This is a genomic window from Moorena producens 3L (assembly GCF_000211815.1).
Taxonomy (GTDB): domain Bacteria; phylum Cyanobacteriota; class Cyanobacteriia; order Cyanobacteriales; family Coleofasciculaceae; genus Moorena; species Moorena producens.
Genome location: NZ_GL890927.1, coordinates 1 through 18,093, shown reverse-complemented (window position 1 = coordinate 18,093; position 18,093 = coordinate 1). Strand labels below are relative to the sequence as shown.

Genomic DNA, 18,093 nt, shown 5'->3' with positions numbered 1-18,093 from the left:
GGGGAGATGTCAAGTGGTCACAACAACCAGCTTACCAGTATCAAATTTAGCCCTGATGGCAAGCTCTTAGCTTCTGCTAGTCTTGACAGTAGGATAAAGCTATGGGATGTGACCACAGGAAAGGAACTGCAAACCTTAATTGGTCACCGTCATTGGGTTAACAGTGTGAGTTTTAGCCCTGATGGTAAATTGCTCGCTTCTGCTGGGTCTGATAACACGGTAAAGTTGTGGAATTTGGAGCTAGATCTTGATAATTTGATGAGGCTAGGTTGCAACTGGCTTGATGATTACCTAGCTACACATCCTGAGATGGAAGAATTAGAGTCTGCTTGCCAAAGTGCTCTTGAAAAGAGATATAGCCATTCTCATCACGAGTGAGGACAAACCTTACTTCTTTACTTCTGCCTTCTGCCTTCTGCCTTCTGCCTTGCTTTTGCCCTTAGTATAAGTATTCAACCGGACATGATATTAATCCACCCGGCCAAATCGCCCAAGGGGAAACAGACGGAATAAGACTTTACCAAAAATTTGCTCCCTATCCACCAAGCCCACCAACAACTTATCCTGATCATCTGGATTTTTACCCAAAACTAAGTAGCAACAAGAGGGGATGTCTATCTCTAGTTCTTGGTAATCTTGGATGGGAATTCCTTGAATGTAGTCAGTTTGCAGCAGATGACCATTGACATAAACCTCTCCTTGCTTAATGGCAAACGTTTCCCCAGGTAACGCCACAATCCGCATCATGTAGTTGTTACCATTAAAGCCTTGCTTAGCCAAATCCTTGTTAACCCAAAAGTCAATTACATCTCCGTGGTGGAATTTGCGCCAATGACGGGTGACCATATCCGTGAGAACCACATCACCGCTCTGGACTACTGGTACTACCGTTGATTTTAGCCCACTGTCAACCCTATAGATGCTGATAGTGAGAATTAGAACAACAAACAGAGAAAATCCCAACAGAATATAGCCCAGACCAGGGTTTTTAGAACGTTCAATCAGGGGGGCTCGAACAGGTTGATTGCCCACAAAATACTGACGCAGGGCATCATGAATAAAACGATAACGCCCTCCCACTTGCTGAATCAACCGCCGTTCTGCGGCATAACTGAGGAACTTGGCATAGTTCCAAGGAATTGCTCCCCTTTGCCATAAAATCAGCCTCAGGGTCAAGTGCCGTATCAAGTCTTGACCCCCAGTTCCTAGTGCCAAACTCAAGCCTACAAGTAAACCCATTCTTAAAGAGCTAGTCAAATCAACGTTAGCTTCTGTAACGATGGAGATAAGGGGATCAATTAATGCCCCAGCCTGAAAAGCAAACAGGGCAATAATAAACGTGCTTTTAAACGATTCTTTTATACTTTGATTAGGTTTTTCTAAAACTTTAATCTCTGTTTTTAGCCCAAAAATCAGCCCACAAATCAGCCCACAAATCAGCCCAAAAAACAGCCCAAAAATCAGCCCAAAAATCAGCCCAAAAATCAGCCCAAAAATCAGCCCAGATTTCACGCAATAACAAGTAGTTATAGCAAAAGCTTCAGCATTTAGTTCGTAGTATTTAAATTCCTCAAAAAACAGCCCAAAAATCAGCCCAAAAATCAGCCCAAAAATCAGCCCAAAAATCAGCCCAAAAATTAATCTAAACGCAATTCTTTCCCGACCTTTTTTTAACCAATATGACTGCATATTTTCAATGAGAAATTCAGTGGTTGAATCGGCTACTAATTGCCGAGCTAGATAAGTCAACCAATGTCTAGTCTCCTCATCCCCATAAGGAACTCCCTTGGGATAGTTTTTCGGATTAAGGGGTAACTTTAAGCGCTCCTCCACATAGGCTGACCACAGTTGTGCCTCATTGGTAATCGGCTGCCCCTGGTATGCTGTCACCATCACGTTTAAAAACAGGGGTTTATCTGCCATTTCTCTCATCTGAGCATCACTGGATAGCAGTTGCCAAAGCTTGGTTTTACCCAGGCGCTGGAGATAATTTTGGATTTGGACATCATTGGGGGACTGCAAGCAATAAGCCCCATTAAGTTTACGTAGTTTGACTATTCCCTGCTGATATTCTTCCAGGCGACAGCAAACCACCCCACGGCGTTGGATGTTTTGCTTGAAAAACTGATTAATTTTGGTGACGCACAGCCTTTGACGGGGTATGCCTAACTCATCTAAACCATCGAGAAGGGGCAGTAGTTGATGGTTTTTGAGCCATTGTTGACTAATTTTTTCGTCAATGCTGTAATTGTGTTTTAGTTGAGCCACTAACCATTGATCAATCGGTTGCTGATCATTTTTCCAGGCAGAAAGCTCGAAGATGATCGGGACCGGTGCAGCATGATTCTGTTCTGCTTGCTTAACTAAATCCTCTGCTAGTCTTAGTAAAGTGGTGGTTTTCCCAGACCCCGGTTCCCCTAAAATGAGTAACCGACCTTGCACATCTGGCCGTTCAAATACCTCCATTGCTGAGGTTTGAGGCGCTAGGGGAATTACTTTCTGTCGCTGGTCACGTTCTACCGCCCCCTTGCTCTGCTCCATTGGTAATTCCAGATACAGATTAATCTCTAACTGGTCTTGGTGCAGAGAATCCTGGAGTCGAGTTGTTACCTCCCAATTAACTGCTTTCAGTAAGTCTTTGCGATTGCAACTAGCAGCATACTGATCACGCTCAAGCCAGCCAATTAGCTTGCGTTGTAATTCTCTCCAAAGGGGAGCTGGCAAATTTCTTGGCTGCTCCCGATGATTAATGTAATTACCCTCAACATACACACCGTGGTCAGCAAAATCAGTCTCGCGGTAATTACGTCCTGTCTTAATTTCACGCTCTGGCTGCTTTGGTTCTTCAGTCACGACTGTAAATCAAGCTAGGGTGATCGAGGTCTAGTCTGCTGTTAATACTGCTGAGTTTGCGTTGCTGAATTGAAGTATGAATGCGCAATCGTTTGGTTTTGCTAAAGCCCCCTAAATCCCCCAAATTTGGGGGACTTTTAGAGTTTTTTCCCCCCAGAATTGGGGGGTTAGGGGGGCGAAACCATACTCAGAATCAGCAACGCCTAGTTTCCTGCAAATCTTGCAGGGCACCGATAACAAAACTAGCAGCCGGATGGTTCAGCAGTTGCTCAAAAGCACTGACACCACCAGCTTTCAAGGCACTGAGTACTCTATTACTCAAAGCAGGGTTAGTGTCAATCTGCTCAACTGCTGCTGCTGCCACCTTCATCTTTCCAGTGGTAGTATCGGTAGGGTAAGTTTTGTCTAAGGTCTCTAGTAATTGTTGAATCTCTGCTGCAGCTTTAGCGAGGTTTTGTTTTTGCTCTGGGTTATTATTGTAATAATCGCCCTCGACGTAAGCACCTTGGTCCCTGAAGTTGCTGTCACGGTAGTTTCTACCTACTGTTTCACGGTAATCCCTACCAGCTTGAATATTGCGATCGCCACTCATAACTAATTTCTCCTTAGCCCCTCACGGTAAAGCCAATCCTATATCCCTTTTCAGCCATGAGCACCCTCAATGCACTAAAAATGGGAGTATTGGCTGTATTGTAGCTAGATTTGGATAAATTGACTGAATCTCAACTCTGTTAATTCAGCAATGCCGTCTTTCTTACCCTTCTCACGACTCAATCCCTAATTCCTCTTTCAATTCTTCCAAACTTTGAGGAGTAGCTTCTTCTGACTCTGCCCATTCCAAGGCCCTAAACAGACGCTTGGCATTTTCTGGCGATCGCAACAAATAAATAGTTTCTAAGATACCGGACAATTCATCTTCAGCAATTAACGCCACATTTTTCTGGTTACTACGCTTGATGACGATAATTTCGCGCTGATCGTAAACTTGATCTAGGATGCTAGCTAGGTTAGCTTTTGCTTGAGAATAGGTAGTTTCCCGACTTGACATCGTTTCATTGAGGCTGAGTTGCACAATAATATTGTGCATCATTGAAATTGGAACTGCACGGTAATCTGATCCGGTGCAGCTCCTAAAAGCTGTTTGACCCGATGGTTAGAATGGGAATCTTGGTAGAACAGGCATCTTGCCTGTTTCATGTTCCGGCATCTTGGTGGAATGAGCATCTTGGTGGAATAGGCATCTTGCCTGTTCGGCGATCTATTCGAGCGGGCAAGATGCCCACTCTACGAAATTGGTTATTCCCGAGCGGGCAAGATGCCCACTCTACCAAATTGGTTATTCCCGATTCCCGATTCCCGATTCCCGATTCCCGATTCCCTTTATTACCCAAATACCTCCTGAATTCGTAACTGCTCCAACCCTCGCCCAATCAAGACCAAGAGAGTCTGACGCTTTTCATCAGCTTGCCAAGGACGGTCAAAGAAACTCTCAATGCGATCGCCTACTCCTTGGATCACCATCCGCATCGGTTTATTAGCAACATTCACAAATCCCTTAATGCGATAAATCTCTTGCTGTTGCACCAATTGTCGTAATTTTGTCTTGATTACCTGTGGATCAAATGCCTGATCTAAAATGATATTAACTGAATTAATATCATCATCATGGTCATGGTCTTCTTCATGGTCATGATGGCTAGGACGGGAGTCTAAATTATCTTCTACTCCGGCATTAAATCCTAGCAGTAAATCAGGACTAATGTCTCCCTCGTGACAAGGAACAACTTTCACACTACTTGGTAACTGCTGTTGCAACCAATTGTTTACTTTGGTTTGAGTAGGACTATCCACTAAATCCACTTTAGTCAACAGCACCATATCAGCACAAGCTAGCTGGTCTTCAAACAATTCCTCGATGGGAGTTTCATGTTCCAAGGTTGGGTCAGCCTGACGTTGGGCTTCTAAAGCATTGATATCGCTGACTAAAGTACCAGCTGCTAAGGCATCGCAGTCTACGACAGTAACTACTCCATCCACGGTAGCGCCCGTGCGAATTTCTGGCCAACGAAAGGCTTGAACTAGAGGTTTAGGTAAAGCTAATCCTGAGGTTTCAATCAGGATATTATCAATTTTGTCACGACGCTTCAGCAATTCTTGGATTGTCGGTAAAAATTCTTCTTGAACCGTGCAACACAGACAACCATTCGCTAGTTCTAAAATATTATTATTGGCGTCATCTTCTTCATCACAAATCTGACAGGAACGCAATAGTTCCCCATCAATCCCTACTTCACCAAATTCATTAACAATTACAGCAATGCGCCTGCCCTGATTATTTTGTAGCAGGTGACGCACGAGAGTAGTTTTGCCACTACCGAGGAATCCGGTAACAACTGTAACAGGAATTTTTGCAGCCATTTTAAGTAAGTTAAGGAGTCTAATAAGGTTGAAGGTTGAAGGTTGGTTGAAGGTTATTTTGTTGAAGGTTGAAGGTTATTTTGTTGTTCGCGTAGCGTGGCCTTTTGGCCAAGGTTGGTTGGTTGAAGGTTGAACGCGAACGCGTGGCCTTTTGGCCAAGGTTATTTTTTTGTTAGCCTTTGCCGTGCCGTCTGCCGTTGAAACTCTTTGTCAGGTATTGCACGATCCAAGACTCGCTATATTACCTAAACGTACATACTGGGTATTTTTCATACAGTCGAGAAGCAATTGTTTGGTATTCAATGATGCTGTTTCGGACTACAAAACTGTCTGTTCCATCGTAGGCATGGTCATTTAAGGGCGTGTAGTTCCAAGTAATTTGACACTCCCCGGTCTAAAGACGCGGGGATTCTTCATTCAACGATTCGACTTGCTGAACCTGGCCGGAGCCAAGAACAGTAGAGGCCAAATCTCCTGAAGCGTTTCGGGGAACCCGACGCTACGCGAACGGGTCTGTGACCCAGGTTCCGACGTGCCCCGCCGTACCCAAGGCTCTATTAAGGATGTTGATTGCGGCATTATGATCGCGATCTAGTTTGCAACCACACCTACAGACGTGAGTTCTAGTTGATAGCGACTTCTTGACAACCTCACCGCATTCAGAGCAGTTTTGGCTGGTATAGGCGGGGTTGACTGCAACAGTTACTCTGCCAAACTTTTTACCAAAATGCTCCAACCACTTCCTGAACTGATACCAACCTGCGTCATTAATAGACTTAGCCAGACAATGATTTTTTACTAGATTTTTAACTCTTAGATCTTCATAGGCCACCAGGTCGTTAGACCGGACTACGCAGCGTGCCGGAGACGAAACCTTAGAAGAGTGCAGCCTTACAACAAAACCTGCCACCTTTGATGCATAGCCTACCAACTATAAAGGCTGCACTCTTCTTGCGGTAACTTCTAACCAGTCTCTTGGCATGCTCTTCACGTCGCCTACTTATACTAAGGTGATGCCTAGCTAGTCTATTAATTGCTTTTTTACGATTGGCTGTTCGCGAAGCGTGGCCTACGGCCTTGCCTTTATTTTTCCGAGAAACTCGGCGTTGATAAAACTTTAATCTCTTTTCCCCAGTCCTGTAAAAACGGGGATTGGGTTCTGTCTTGCCATCAGAATTGGTATAGAACTCTTTTAGCCCTACGTCTAACCCGATAGTCTTTTTTGATGGCTCTATTTCCTCGTTGTTATCAACTGACACGCAAAATTGGACATAGTAGCCATCAGCCCTTTTTACGATCCTGACTCGCTTAATTTGCTTCTTGTCGAAGCGCCACAAGTCCCATGTACCCTTGAGCTTAAGTTTTCCAATCCCTTTATTGTCGCTGAATGTTATTGACTTTTTATCAGGGTAAAGTTTCCATCCTGACTGCTTATATTCGACTGAACGGCAGTGTTTTTGGAATCGGGGAAATCCTTTCTTTCCAGGTACTTTCTTTTTGCAGTTGTCATAGAAACGGGCGATCGATGACCATGCTCTTTCTGAGGCAGCCTGGCGAGCCGTTGAGTTTAACTCATTAGCAAATGGAAATTGATGAGCCAATACTTTACTGTACTTGCTGAGATCAAATTTGTTGGTTCCTTTATTATCCATCCATAACCTTATACAGCTATTACGGATGAATTTTACTGTCCTGATAGCCTCATCAATTGCTGAGTATTGACTCTTTTTTACTTTGACTTTGAATTCCATAATAATCATCGGTTATCGACCTCTACCGCTCTTAATTTATTCTACAACATCTATAGTAAAATTACGGAACATTTTTAGAATATTTTCTCAAGGCGGCTAAAGCCGCTGTGAGTCTTCATCCCCGGTTTAAAAATGCGGGGCTTTCGACTTGTACGTCCCCGGCTAAATAACTTCACCTTCGATCGTTTCAGGAACGATTATATTATTGCCATCTGCAAATATTTCAAAAAGACTGTCAAAAACGCAGGCTACTTGGTCAATACCCTTGTAAACTGTGTTGTTGAGAATCAAGATGGAGTCTTCGGAATAGTCAGAGATAATGTCCTCTAGGTCGGAGTTTGCCCATGCATTAATGTGGTGTTCCCATACCTTTCTCGTTTCCTCTGTTGTTTCATCGGCACGCCAGTTATAATAGGCTACCAAATTGGTGTTCAAGCTCGGTTCCGCGTTCCCAACAGAAGCATCTGCAAGTACTGGAGCGGAAAAACACGCCCAGCAAAGCCCGATTGCGATCGCAGTTAATATCCCGGCTTTTAACCACTTCAAACGTCCCAAAATACTTATATAAATCATAGACTATCTTTTTATAACTCTTCAATAAGCTAACAATACTTTTTAGTTGTGACCTCTCAGCTTTTTGGCTGAGGTATTTATAGCTGCTCAATGAGCAATTGGCAACTTTGGAATCTTCCGGGAAAGTAAAACCAATAAGAGAAGACATCAATATCTAACGGTTCAGTTAGAAATTTTAATCGGATGATATTCGATCGCCATCCAGATACAATCCGTATCTGAATAATACTGATGCCACGGATAGGTATATTGCTGGTTTTCGTGTACTTCACAAAAAGGAACGATCTGGGTGTATCCCTCAGTCATCAAGAGATCTTCATAGAGAGTCCCAAAATCCTCTTCTTTGAACTTCTGCATTCGTCCCTGTCCCAAGACTTGGGTGTGAATTTCAAGAAAGTCATGTTGGTTATGGATGGCACAATTGGTACGAGAAGGGGCATACCAAAGGTTAACTTTAACAGAGAACTTTTCTTGTTGATGGGGTGTACTCGATTGCCTTGCCATAAAATAGGGATCGACTTCTATAATTCCAGCCTCATCTTGAGGAGACTTCCACAGCGGTACATCTTTGGGGAAGTCGATCAAATTACCTAATAGATTCCACCCTGGCTCAAAGACAATCTTGCCGATGTTTTTGCTCTCTACTACCTCCAGCAAAAGTAAGGATTTGGCTTTTTGGACAGTAGTATCTTTGAGGATGGTCGATGAAAAAGCCGGAATAATGCTGGTGTTCGTTTCGCTCAGGTAAGCATCTGTCTCTTCAGGATTAACGGTGATAGTACGACTGTTAATGGGATAATTTTCCACATTTTCAACGTACTTCCCATCTATGTAGGCACCGGAAAAGTTAAGTTGTTTAACTTGGTTAGCTTTCATCGGTTTTTGACACAGAATTAAAGGACTAGCTACCTAAGAGGTTGTCTGATAAGTCTCATTTGCTACATCCAAGCCCCCGTTGGTCCCCCAAGCGAGCAATCCCTCGCTTGGGGGACTTTTAGCAGCAAATTGATTCTTCCCCACCGGTGCGCACCGCATAATTGGGGGGCTAGGGGGCAAAATTCAGTATCAAAAAACTTTTTAGATATCCTCTAAGGCGGAAGGCAAAATGAAGAATGGTGAATGCTGAAAGCAGAATACATAAAGCAGAATTATAAATTCTCATCAATTCTTAATTATACATTCTTAATTATACATTCTTAATTCTTCATTCTTCATTATTAAAACCTCTTATCCAAAAATTGCAGAAGATAAGAAAACTACTCCTACTGAGCAGATACCAAAGCCTAAAATTCGCATCAGTGGGAAGGGTTGATCTCTCCATTGTTTGATCAAGCTCTTACTCAGGTATAGTGCTAGGATGGCGATACCATACTGAATCACACTGAAGCCAATCAGGTAAGCCAAGAGTGGACTGATTTCAGCACCTACAATTGCTTCACCATAGGCATAGCCATGAAAAATACCAGCTAAGCTCGCTAACCCTAGCACTACGGATATATTGGGAATTTTGGCACTCAACAGTAGTCCGCCAAACAGCACCACTGAAGTAGCGATCGCAATCTCTGGTATTGGTAAGTCCATTCCCAGCAAGTGAATACCTGTGCCGACTAGGGTGGTGAGGACAAAAGCACCGGGAATCAGGAAACCACTGGTAAATCCAGCTGCAATTAAGCCAACAGCAATCACAAAGGCGAGATGATCGAAACCAATCACGGGATGACCTAATCCAGACAAAAATCCTGTGATGAAATTATCGGGTCTCTCGCCACCAAAGGGATGGTGAGCCATAGCTTGTTGTGCTGTACTTAAAATCCCCATCCATACCAACAGAGCCATAGCATTAAAGCCAAGTTTCTGGTTTTGGTAACGGGAGATAGAAGACCGATTGCTTGGGGAAAATTTGCTTTTTGACATCTGGTAAATGCTGGTCAATGACTGATAAAAATACTTGCAACAGTTTAGTGCTAATTACCTTGACAGACTAGGCTTTATAAGACTAGCTTGAAAAAGTATAAAGTAGTCTTGTAGCACATTTAAACTGATAAAATAGAAAGTGATAAAGCGTTGAATTTATTAATTTTTAGTCTCTTATCACTTTCTTCTTACTTAGTTACTGTCAGCGCTTTCTTAGGGGTTAGTTACTTTGTAAGCAGTCAGCCGTCAGCCGTCAGCCGTCAGCCGTCAGCCGTCAGCAATCAGTGGTCAGTGCTCAGTGGTCAGCCGTTGGCCTTTGGCACCTCAAGTAGCGTGCGCGTAGCGCTAATCGCTGTTCGCTGATAGCTGATAGCTGATAGCTGATAGCTGATAGCTGATAGCTTACAGATCAAACCTATTAAATACTTTTTACTCAACCACTAGTTCTCAAAAAGGGCATCACAAACGTTACTGGGAAATGTGGTTGCCTACTGACTAATTTTTATGGAAATGCTACATCAGACATCATCTGTACCTCGCAGATGCATTTAACAACAACTGACACCATTGGCGGGCATTCTGACTAAGAGGTGACAGACCTCATCACAGCTGCGGGACAGCGCCGGACTTGCACCGGACTTTCCCCGTTACCTCTGGTGAGTGCTCTTCACCAGAACCGATGGAACTTCAGGTAGTTTAGCACAATCTGACCTATATTATTTGTTAAATATTAATTAAGATATTAATTACGATTAATTAATCTTAATTAATCGTAATTAATTAAAGCGGTTTTTAGTTTAATGAGGTACATAGGATTTTTTCCCTATTCCCTATTCCCTATTCCCTATTCCCTATTCCCTGTTCCCTGTTCCCTGTTCCCTGTTCCCTGTTCACTGTTCACTGTTCCTACGATCTTGGGTTATCCCTTTCCTCGATACTGGGCAACTGACCTACTGCCGGGAGAGGGGTAGCATGGTCATCGGGAACGATTTTTGAACCAAATATTTTAGCGTAAACTTGGGTAAATTCAGCTCCTAAAAAGATAATTTGAGAGGAATAGTATACCCAAGCCAATAAAACCACCAAAGAACCAGCAGCACCGTAACTTGAAGAAAAACTGCTTCTGCCGAGATACCATGACAATAGCCATTTACCCAAGTTAAACAGTAAGGTAGTGATAATTGCTCCAACCCAGACATCCTTCCAGGCAATTTTCACATCTGGCAAGTACTTGTAAACCAGAGCAAACATCAGGCTAAGAATACCAAAGGACACCAGCAAGTCCAGAATTGTCCAGACAAAGTCAAGTTGGTAGAGCCACAGTAAACCCAGTTCCTGGAGAAATTCGCTCTTATAAGACCTCACAGCGGATAAGGCAGTACTGATCACAGCGGATAATAGCAGAAAAAGTCCTACACCCAGCACGGTCAGAAACGAAAGAATCCGTTTTTTCAAAATACCCCAGATGCCCCGTCCTGGTTTCAGCTTCACATCCCAAATCGTATTCAAGGCATCTTGGAGTTCGCCAAATACCCCAGATGCACCGAACAACAGCACCACAATACTAATCAAGGAAGCCAACCCCCCACTAGCATCAGGCCGATTGGCATTAGTAATTGCTGTCTGAATAAACTGTGCCCCCTGTTCCCCAACCAATCCTTGGATTTGTTCTACAATCTCGCCCTTAGCCGCCTCTTCCCCAAAAATAGACCCCACAATTGCGATCGCAATTATTAGCACTGGCGCTAGGGAAAAAATCATGTAATAGGATAATGCTGCTGCTAGTCGAGATGCGTTATCCTCCTTCCATTCTTTAAACGTTTCTTTAAGCAGTCCTAAAATAGCCTTGGGATTCATCACCATCACTCCTGGTCTCATAACTCCTGGGCTTAGTTATATCGGCATCGTTCCAGTTGGAAATACCTGACAATGCCTGAGAATATTCTAGATTGACAATTGATCCCGGTTAACCAACTATGGTTTCATAAGTCAGTTAATCCTAAGCATTCAGCTATCAGCCGTCAGCTATCAGCCAAAGGCCAAGGGCTTTTACCCAGACTTTCCATTCTGATTAATCTCGAACTATTAAATTCTCCCGTTTGCGTATTGCGCATTGCCCATAGGCGCACACTACGCTAACAAGATTTATTTTACGGCGGTTTGCATAACTATCAAGTACACAGGATTTTCTCTTTCTTCCCTCTTCCGAACGCGCCCCGCGTGGCCTACGGCCTCAGTCCCTGCTCCGAAGTCCCTGCTCCCTAAAACCCAAGAATTTGTACCTGACTGAATTGCAAACCGCTGTAAGCATGATAGCTGACAGCTAGTGGGGTAAGCTAATTGCATAAAAACCAATAACATCTTAAGTTACCCATGATTGAAAACCAATTTGTAACCAACTTCGTCTCCTCCTTATCCAAACGTGGCAAACTACCAATTAGCTTTGTACTTCATTGGGAAGATGGGTCAAGCACCACTATGGGAGAAGAGAAACCGATCTTGGATATATACATCAAAAATCCAGCTGGTCGAAAAGCTTTCATGTCTTTAGACGAATTACTGATACTGGAAGCTTACATCAAGGGTGATATTGATCTCGAAGGGAACTTAATCAACGCCATGTCGTTCCAGGAGCTGTTATCCGATCAGCATATTTGGCTAAAGATAGGTCGGCGACTCAAGCCCATCTTACTTGGGCGGGAAAAATGCAATCCAGATTGGATATCAAAGCATTATGACTCCAATAATATCCAATTGTTCGCCATGGATACCGATTACAATACTTATACTCCTGGGATATATGATAAAGATGAGGATAGCCTAGAGGTTGGAGCTGAACGCAAGTTAGACTTTGCCTTTCAATCTCTTAATCTCAAACCGAATGATTCGGTACTCGATATTGGCTCTGGCTGGGGCGGTTTCCTGCGTTTTGCCGCACGCCGAAATATCCGTGTGACTGGAATTACCTTATCTAAGCACCAAAAACAGTATGTAGAAGATTTAATTGAAAAAAATAACTTTGATGCAGAGGTCAAGTATCAAGACTTTTTCTCTTTCCAACCCAGCCAGAAATATGATGGCATAGTCATGATGGGGGTAATCGAAGATTTGTCTGATTATCCTCGCGTGATGGAGCGTCTCTTGAACTATCTTAAACCTGGCGGACGAGTATATCTCGACTTTGCCTCAGACAAAGAGTCATTTGTTACGCACAGTTTTATTACCAAGTATATCTGGCCGGGGACCTTTCGGATGGTGTATATGACGGAATTTATCGATGCTGTTAGAGAATCACCATTTGAGATCCAAGCCATCTATAATGACCGTCGCAACTATTATCTTTGGGCTAAGGGTATGTATGAGCGCTGGATGGAAAAAAAAGCAGATATTATCGACAAGTCAAATGAACAAATCTGGCGCACGTTCCGGATACTTTTTGCGGCGACAGCGGGTACCATGATCCAATCATCATACTATGCGACGGCCTATCGGGTGGTTTTAGAATTACCCGAGGATCATAAGTCTTTACAATAAGTGTGGTCAGACCTAGATTCCTAGAGCAATTTTGAATTGATGGTAATCGTTTAGCTTCTAGACTTATAGCGTTTCTCATAGTAATTAGCTACACAGGTTTTTTTCCCTCTCCCCTCACTAGGAGAAAGGCTAAGCAGGTAAACAAAATTAATTACACATTTTACAAAACTCAAAGTATTACAATGTAAGGGTTACAGAGATTGGGAGTAGGTAATTAATTCTGTGTAGGTGCTTATATGTCTGCTTCCAAATCAGATTACTATTGGAGTAAGCATTCAGCTATCAGCCGTCAGCCGTCAGCTAGGAGGTAGTAAATAAGCTTACGAACGAGTATGGCTGGTTGACAATCCCTGCTCGTTTTACTGATCCGAACCAGTGCAGTTAAAGCGCCGAATCGCTAATAGCTGATAGCTGATAGCTGATGGCTGAATGCTTACCTATTGAAAAAGTCGCCCTCAAGAATTTCCCATGGGGCTAGATCAACCATAGGGAGTCGTTAAAGAGTACTATTAGACTACTATGATTTGACTCAGGGAAGTTTGACAATAGTTGCTCTATGCCCGCACTGACCACAAAACCTGCCAACCCTACCTTTCCCCTCACCGCCGTGGTGGGTCAAGAAGCTATTAAACTCGCCCTCCTCCTCGCGGCCATTGACCCTGGATTAGGAGGCGTTGCGATCGCAGGACGCCGTGGCACAGCTAAATCAGTGATGGCACGGGCAATCCACACTCTGCTCCCCCCAATTGAAGTGGTTAAGGGTTCCTTGAGTAACTGTACTCCAGAAGAAGAAGAGTTACAGGTTGACCAGTTGAAGGTTGACGGTTCTCCAGATACCGAAATCATCCCAGCTCCCTTCATCCAAATTCCTCTAGGAGTTACTGAAGACCGACTCCTGGGTTCAGTGGATGTGGAACAGTCTGTCAAACAAGGGGAACCTGTCTTTCAACCAGGATTACTTGCCCAAGCTCATCGGGGTGTGTTGTATGTGGATGACATTAACCTCCTTGATGACCAAATTGCTAATCAGCTACTGAGTGTTTTAACCGAAGGGCGGAACCTAATTGAGCGAGAAGGCATTAGTTTCCAACATCCCTGCAAACCAATTTTAATTGCCACTTACAATCCCGACGAGGGACCATTACGGGAACATTTATTGGACAGAATTGCCATTACCCTCTCTGCTGACGGTGTTTTGGCATTAGAGCAACGGGTGGAGGCAGTAGAACAAGCGATCGCATACGCTAACTCTCCCCAGCAGTTTCTGGATGAATACCAGGAGGATCTTGATACCCTCAAGACGGATATTATTCTAGCGCGAGAGTGGCTCAAGGATGTTGAGATTACCCATGACCAAATTACCTATCTGGTCAATGAAGCCATCCGAGGTGGTGTCCAAGGTCATCGCGCAGAACTGTTTGCCGTTCGAGTTGCAAAAGCTGCAGCAGCCTTAGAGGGTCGTCAGACAGTTAATTCCGAGGATTTGCGTCGGGCGGTGGAATTGGTAATTGTCCCCCGTGCCACTATGGTAGAAACACCACCAGAAGAAGCACCACAACCTCCTCCTCCCCCACCCCCACAAGATCAATCTCAGGAAGAGCAAGACCAAGAGGAAGACAAAGAGGACGACAATGACTCAGAGGAGCAAGAACAGGAAGCTCCGAATATCCCGGAAGAGTTTCTCTTTGACCCAGAAGGGGTGATCCTTGACCCGAGTGTGCTCTACTTTGCCCAGATGGCACAACGGCAAGGTAAGTCCGGAAACCGTAGCATTATCTTTTCAGAAGACCGGGGTCGGTATGTCAAACCGATACTACCGAAGGGTAAAGTAAGGCGGATTGCTGTAGATGCTACCCTCAGAGCTGCTGCACCCTATCAAAAAGCTCGTAGGCAACGTCATCCTAACCGTCGGGTTATTATCGAACAAGGGGATTTACGATCCAAGCGGTTAGCCCGAAAAGCTGGCTCCTTGGTAGTTTTTGTGGTAGATGCGTCAGGGTCTATGGCTCTAAACCGGATGCAATCTGCTAAAGGAGCAGTGATGCAGCTTCTGACGGAAGCTTATGAAAACCGTGATCAAGTCTCCCTGATTCCCTTCCGGGGAGAACAAGCCGATGTGCTGTTACCCCCTACCCGTTCCATTGCTTTAGCAAAGCGGCGTTTAGAGCGATTACCTTGTGGTGGCGGTTCCCCTTTAGCTCATGGATTGACTCAGGCAGTGCATGTGGGCATGAATGCTCAATTGTCTGGGGATATTGGTCAAGTGGTAATTGTGGCAATTACTGATGGTCGGGGCAATATTCCCTTAGCTCGTTCTTTGGGAGAACCTCTACCAGAAGGGGAAAAGCCAGATATTAAAGGGGAATTGTTGGAAATTGCCGCTCGGATTCGAGCTAATGGGGTTCAATTATTAGTGATTGATACCGAGAGTAAGTTTGTTTCTACTGGTTTTGCTAAGGAATTGGCCAAACAAGCAGGTGGTAAGTATTATCATTTACCGAAAGCTACAGATAAAGCGATCGCAGCTATGACTAAAAATGCGATCGCAGATATTACATCTCGGTAAATAGCAAAGGGAACAGCGGATCTGGGAATAGGGAACAGCGGATCTGGGAACAGCGGATCTGGGAACAGCGGATCTGGGAACAAAATTCTCATATCATGTCCGGAGAATTAGTGATAAAAAACTTTCTCCCTTGAAACCTTACTCCTTTACTTCAGCATAGCTGCCATTCCCCTCCTGGGAGGGGTTAGGGGTGGGTGCCAAATGCCTTCGATTCGCAAAAGTGTAAGTATTCAACCAGAAATGAGATCACAATTCAGTCCATTCATTAGCTGACGGCTGACGGCTGATAACTGAATGCTTACCTGCGATATTCCTTTGGCGAAAGGGTGTCTAGTTAATAAAGTTGATAGAATTTGCCCAAAAGATGACCCACTATTGAATCAACAACCATGAAACGCCGAAAATTTTTTAGTAACGCTGCGCTTGGTGCAGCCAGTACAGCTGCCTTAGCATCCTGTAATCAAGCTAGTACAGGACCCGTTGCTCAATCTGGCAGTCAGCCTATAGTTCGATGGAAAATGGTCACCAGCTGGCCAAAATCCCTGGATACTATCTATGGGGGAGCTGATACTGTCTGTAAGCGGGTCAGTGCCATGACCAATGGGCGTTTCCAGATTACCCCCTCTGCTGCTGGTGAAATTGTACCAGGATTAGCGGTTCTCGATGCCGTGCAACAGGGAACCGTTGAGTGTGGTCATACCGCTAGTTACTACTACGTTGGCAAAAATCCAGCCTTAGCATTCGGCACTAGTGTACCCTTTGGTCTAACCGCTCCACAACAAAATGCCTGGTTGTACCACGGTGGTGGCTTGGAATTACTTCAGGAACTCTATGCTGACTTTGGCGTGATTAATTTTCCAGCGGGTAACACCAGTGCTCAGATGGGAGGTTGGTTCAAGAAACAAATTAATTCTGTAGCTGACCTGAAGGGATTAAAAATGCGTATCCCTGGATTAGGAGGTAAAGTGATGGAGCGCTTGGGGGTGAATGTCCAAGTATTACCTGGGGGTGACATTTTCCTTGCCCTAGACCGGGGAGCCATTGATGCTGCTGAATGGGTTGGTCCCTATGATGATGAGAAGCTGGGCTTGTACAAAGCAGCTAAGTTCTATTATTATCCCGGCTGGTGGGAACCCGGACCAACCCTAGAGGTACAGGTTAATAAAAAAGCTTGGGATAAGTTGCCTAAGGACTATCAGGAAATCTTTAAAGATGCCGCCAGGTACGCCAATATCAACATGGGGGCTAAGTATGATGCTTTGAATGGAGCGGCATTGGAACGCTTGATTAAAGCAGGTGCTAAGTTGACTCCTTACTCTCAAGACATTTTGCAGGCGGCTGAGAAAGCATCATTCGATTTATTTGAGGAAGATGCTAGCAAAGATCCCAAGTTTAAGAAGGTTTATGAACAGTGGAAGGGGTTTCGCAAGCAAATTTACAAGTGGCATGGCACAAATGAATTGAGTTTTGCTAATTTCGCCTTTTCTCGGAACTAGAGCACTATCGTAATCTTAAATTACTGAATAACTGCCAATCTTAGCTTTGATTGGGAAGCAGCCAGTTAAGCTGAACAATACTGTCGATTAGGGAATTTTTACCAAATTTTATCTATGAGGGGTGACACCCCTCGCTAAATTTGTTATATTGAGATCAGTAGATAGATGCACCCTGATGATCCAGAGAGTCTTTTTGACGGCTCTCTTATTTTTTTTTTTTGGGAAAATTGATACGTGAACATATAGCACTACCCATTTAGATTAGGACATTCCTAAATTCCAAAACTTAGTCATAGCTTACTTTTGACTTCTGACTTCGAACCTTGCTGACTTGCGCGTAGCGCTATACCTAGGGTCAGCTGCTTGGAAAATTATTAAATGAGGGGTGACACCCCTCACTAAATCTGTTATATTGATATCAGTAGATAGATGCACCCTGATGACCTAGAGAGTCTTTTTGACGGCTCTCTTATTTTTTTTGGAAAAGCGATTGGTGCTTTGCCACCAAATAAAAAAGCGCTCCCTTTTTGGAGAGCGCTGATAGGGGGTACTTGTGTACTCCCCTAGGGGTGATGAGATTAAACTCTTATTAGCCGTTGATAACTGGAGCAGTCAAAGCTACAGGAGTAGCTTCAGCCGCAGCTAGGTCTAGAGGGAAGTTGTGAGCGTTACGCTCGTGCATGACCTCGAAACCTAGGTTGGCACGGTTGAGTACGTCAGCCCAGGTGTTGATCACGTGACCTTGTGAGTCAATGATGCTCTGGTTGAAGTTGAAGCCATTCAGGTTAAATGCCATGGTGCTGATGCCCAGTGCAGTAAACCAGATGCCGATTACAGGCCATGCACCCAAGAAGAAGTGCAAGGAACGGCTGTTGTTGAAGGAAGCGTATTGGAAGATTAATCGACCGAAGTAGCCGTGAGCTGCCACGATGTTGTAAGTTTCTTCCTCATGACCGAACTTGTTACCATAGTTCTGAGACTCAGTTTC

At 44.2% G+C, this 18,093-nt stretch carries 16 protein-coding genes, 1 pseudogene and 1 riboswitch; of the genes and pseudogenes, 6 read left to right on the top strand and 11 right to left on the bottom strand.

The window, feature by feature from the left end:
• The first annotated feature begins 6 nt into the window (after window positions 1-6).
• Window positions 7-378, top strand: coding sequence for a WD40 repeat domain-containing protein (locus LYNGBM3L_RS15775; RefSeq protein WP_008185188.1), 372 nt, complete (start codon window positions 7-9; stop codon window positions 376-378).
• 90 nt (window positions 379-468) lie between these two features.
• Here the strand turns inward: LYNGBM3L_RS15775 and lepB are convergent, their stop codons facing one another.
• From lepB to LYNGBM3L_RS15760, 3 genes are all read right to left on the bottom strand, one after another.
• Entirely contained in the window at window positions 469-2,853 is a 2,385-nt protein-coding gene (gene lepB, locus LYNGBM3L_RS50410; RefSeq protein ID WP_008185187.1) for a signal peptidase I, read from the bottom strand.
• A gap of 193 nt (window positions 2,854-3,046) precedes the next feature.
• Window positions 3,047-3,445 (bottom strand): hypothetical protein, encoded by a 399-nt coding sequence (locus LYNGBM3L_RS15765; protein ID WP_008185185.1) that lies wholly within the window; start codon window positions 3,443-3,445, stop codon window positions 3,047-3,049.
• A gap of 171 nt (window positions 3,446-3,616) precedes the next feature.
• Window positions 3,617-3,901 (bottom strand): type II toxin-antitoxin system Phd/YefM family antitoxin, encoded by a 285-nt coding sequence (locus LYNGBM3L_RS15760; protein WP_044493454.1) that lies wholly within the window; start codon window positions 3,899-3,901, stop codon window positions 3,617-3,619.
• A gap of 101 nt (window positions 3,902-4,002) precedes the next feature.
• On the opposite strand from LYNGBM3L_RS15760, the gene LYNGBM3L_RS40875 reads away from it, so the two are divergent.
• Window positions 4,003-4,263, top strand: a complete 261-nt coding sequence (locus tag LYNGBM3L_RS40875) for a hypothetical protein (RefSeq protein ID WP_131827161.1) — start codon at window positions 4,003-4,005, stop codon at window positions 4,261-4,263.
• On the opposite strand, the gene cobW is transcribed toward LYNGBM3L_RS40875, so the two are convergent.
• The 6 genes from cobW to LYNGBM3L_RS15735 form a co-directional block, all read right to left on the bottom strand.
• Window positions 4,237-5,271, bottom strand: coding sequence for a cobalamin biosynthesis protein CobW (cobW, locus tag LYNGBM3L_RS15755; RefSeq protein WP_008185182.1), 1,035 nt, complete (start codon window positions 5,269-5,271; stop codon window positions 4,237-4,239). The genes LYNGBM3L_RS40875 and cobW overlap by 27 nt on opposite strands.
• A gap of 499 nt (window positions 5,272-5,770) precedes the next feature.
• A complete protein-coding gene (locus LYNGBM3L_RS48720; protein WP_008185181.1) occupies window positions 5,771-6,103 on the bottom strand; it encodes an RNA-guided endonuclease InsQ/TnpB family protein in 333 nt (110 codons plus the stop codon).
• Window positions 6,104-6,146: 43 nt separating this feature from the next.
• On the bottom strand, window positions 6,147-7,031 hold the full coding sequence (locus tag LYNGBM3L_RS48715) for an RNA-guided endonuclease InsQ/TnpB family protein (RefSeq protein WP_008185179.1): 885 nt from the start codon (window positions 7,029-7,031) through the stop codon (window positions 6,147-6,149).
• Window positions 7,032-7,184: 153 nt separating this feature from the next.
• On the bottom strand, window positions 7,185-7,595 hold the full coding sequence (locus LYNGBM3L_RS15745; protein WP_008185177.1) for a hypothetical protein: 411 nt from the start codon (window positions 7,593-7,595) through the stop codon (window positions 7,185-7,187).
• 162 nt (window positions 7,596-7,757) lie between these two features.
• Entirely contained in the window at window positions 7,758-8,471 is a 714-nt protein-coding gene (locus LYNGBM3L_RS15740; RefSeq protein ID WP_008185175.1) for a hypothetical protein, read from the bottom strand.
• 351 nt (window positions 8,472-8,822) lie between these two features.
• On the bottom strand, window positions 8,823-9,509 hold the full coding sequence (locus LYNGBM3L_RS15735) for a HupE/UreJ family protein (protein ID WP_008185172.1): 687 nt from the start codon (window positions 9,507-9,509) through the stop codon (window positions 8,823-8,825).
• Between the two features lie 150 nt (window positions 9,510-9,659).
• On the opposite strand from LYNGBM3L_RS15735, the gene LYNGBM3L_RS43655 reads away from it, so the two are divergent.
• Window positions 9,660-9,872, top strand: a complete 213-nt coding sequence (locus LYNGBM3L_RS43655; RefSeq protein ID WP_154659813.1) for a hypothetical protein — start codon at window positions 9,660-9,662, stop codon at window positions 9,870-9,872.
• A 189-nt stretch (window positions 9,873-10,061) separates the two neighbouring features.
• A riboswitch (cobalamin riboswitch) is annotated at window positions 10,062-10,205 on the bottom strand.
• Window positions 10,206-10,415: 210 nt separating this feature from the next.
• Here the strand turns inward: LYNGBM3L_RS43655 and LYNGBM3L_RS15730 are convergent.
• A complete protein-coding gene (locus LYNGBM3L_RS15730; RefSeq protein WP_008185171.1) occupies window positions 10,416-11,387 on the bottom strand; it encodes a YihY/virulence factor BrkB family protein in 972 nt (323 codons plus the stop codon).
• 495 nt (window positions 11,388-11,882) lie between these two features.
• Between LYNGBM3L_RS15730 and LYNGBM3L_RS15720 the strand changes: the two genes are divergently transcribed.
• The 3 genes from LYNGBM3L_RS15720 (at window position 11,883) to LYNGBM3L_RS15710 (ending at window position 17,105) form a co-directional block, all read left to right on the top strand.
• On the top strand, window positions 11,883-13,043 hold the full coding sequence (locus LYNGBM3L_RS15720) for an SAM-dependent methyltransferase (RefSeq protein WP_008185169.1): 1,161 nt from the start codon (window positions 11,883-11,885) through the stop codon (window positions 13,041-13,043).
• Between the two features lie 556 nt (window positions 13,044-13,599).
• On the top strand, window positions 13,600-15,609 hold the full coding sequence (bchD, locus tag LYNGBM3L_RS15715; RefSeq protein WP_008185168.1) for a magnesium chelatase ATPase subunit D: 2,010 nt from the start codon (window positions 13,600-13,602) through the stop codon (window positions 15,607-15,609).
• A gap of 389 nt (window positions 15,610-15,998) precedes the next feature.
• The gene (locus LYNGBM3L_RS15710; RefSeq protein ID WP_008185167.1) at window positions 15,999-17,105 is read left to right on the top strand and encodes a TRAP transporter substrate-binding protein; all 1,107 of its coding nucleotides are present in this window, start codon (window positions 15,999-16,001) and stop codon (window positions 17,103-17,105) included.
• A 589-nt stretch (window positions 17,106-17,694) separates the two neighbouring features.
• On the opposite strand, the pseudogene LYNGBM3L_RS15705 reads toward LYNGBM3L_RS15710, so the two are convergent.
• Window positions 17,695-18,093: pseudogene (locus tag LYNGBM3L_RS15705) on the bottom strand (photosystem II q(b) protein); the annotation flags it as partial.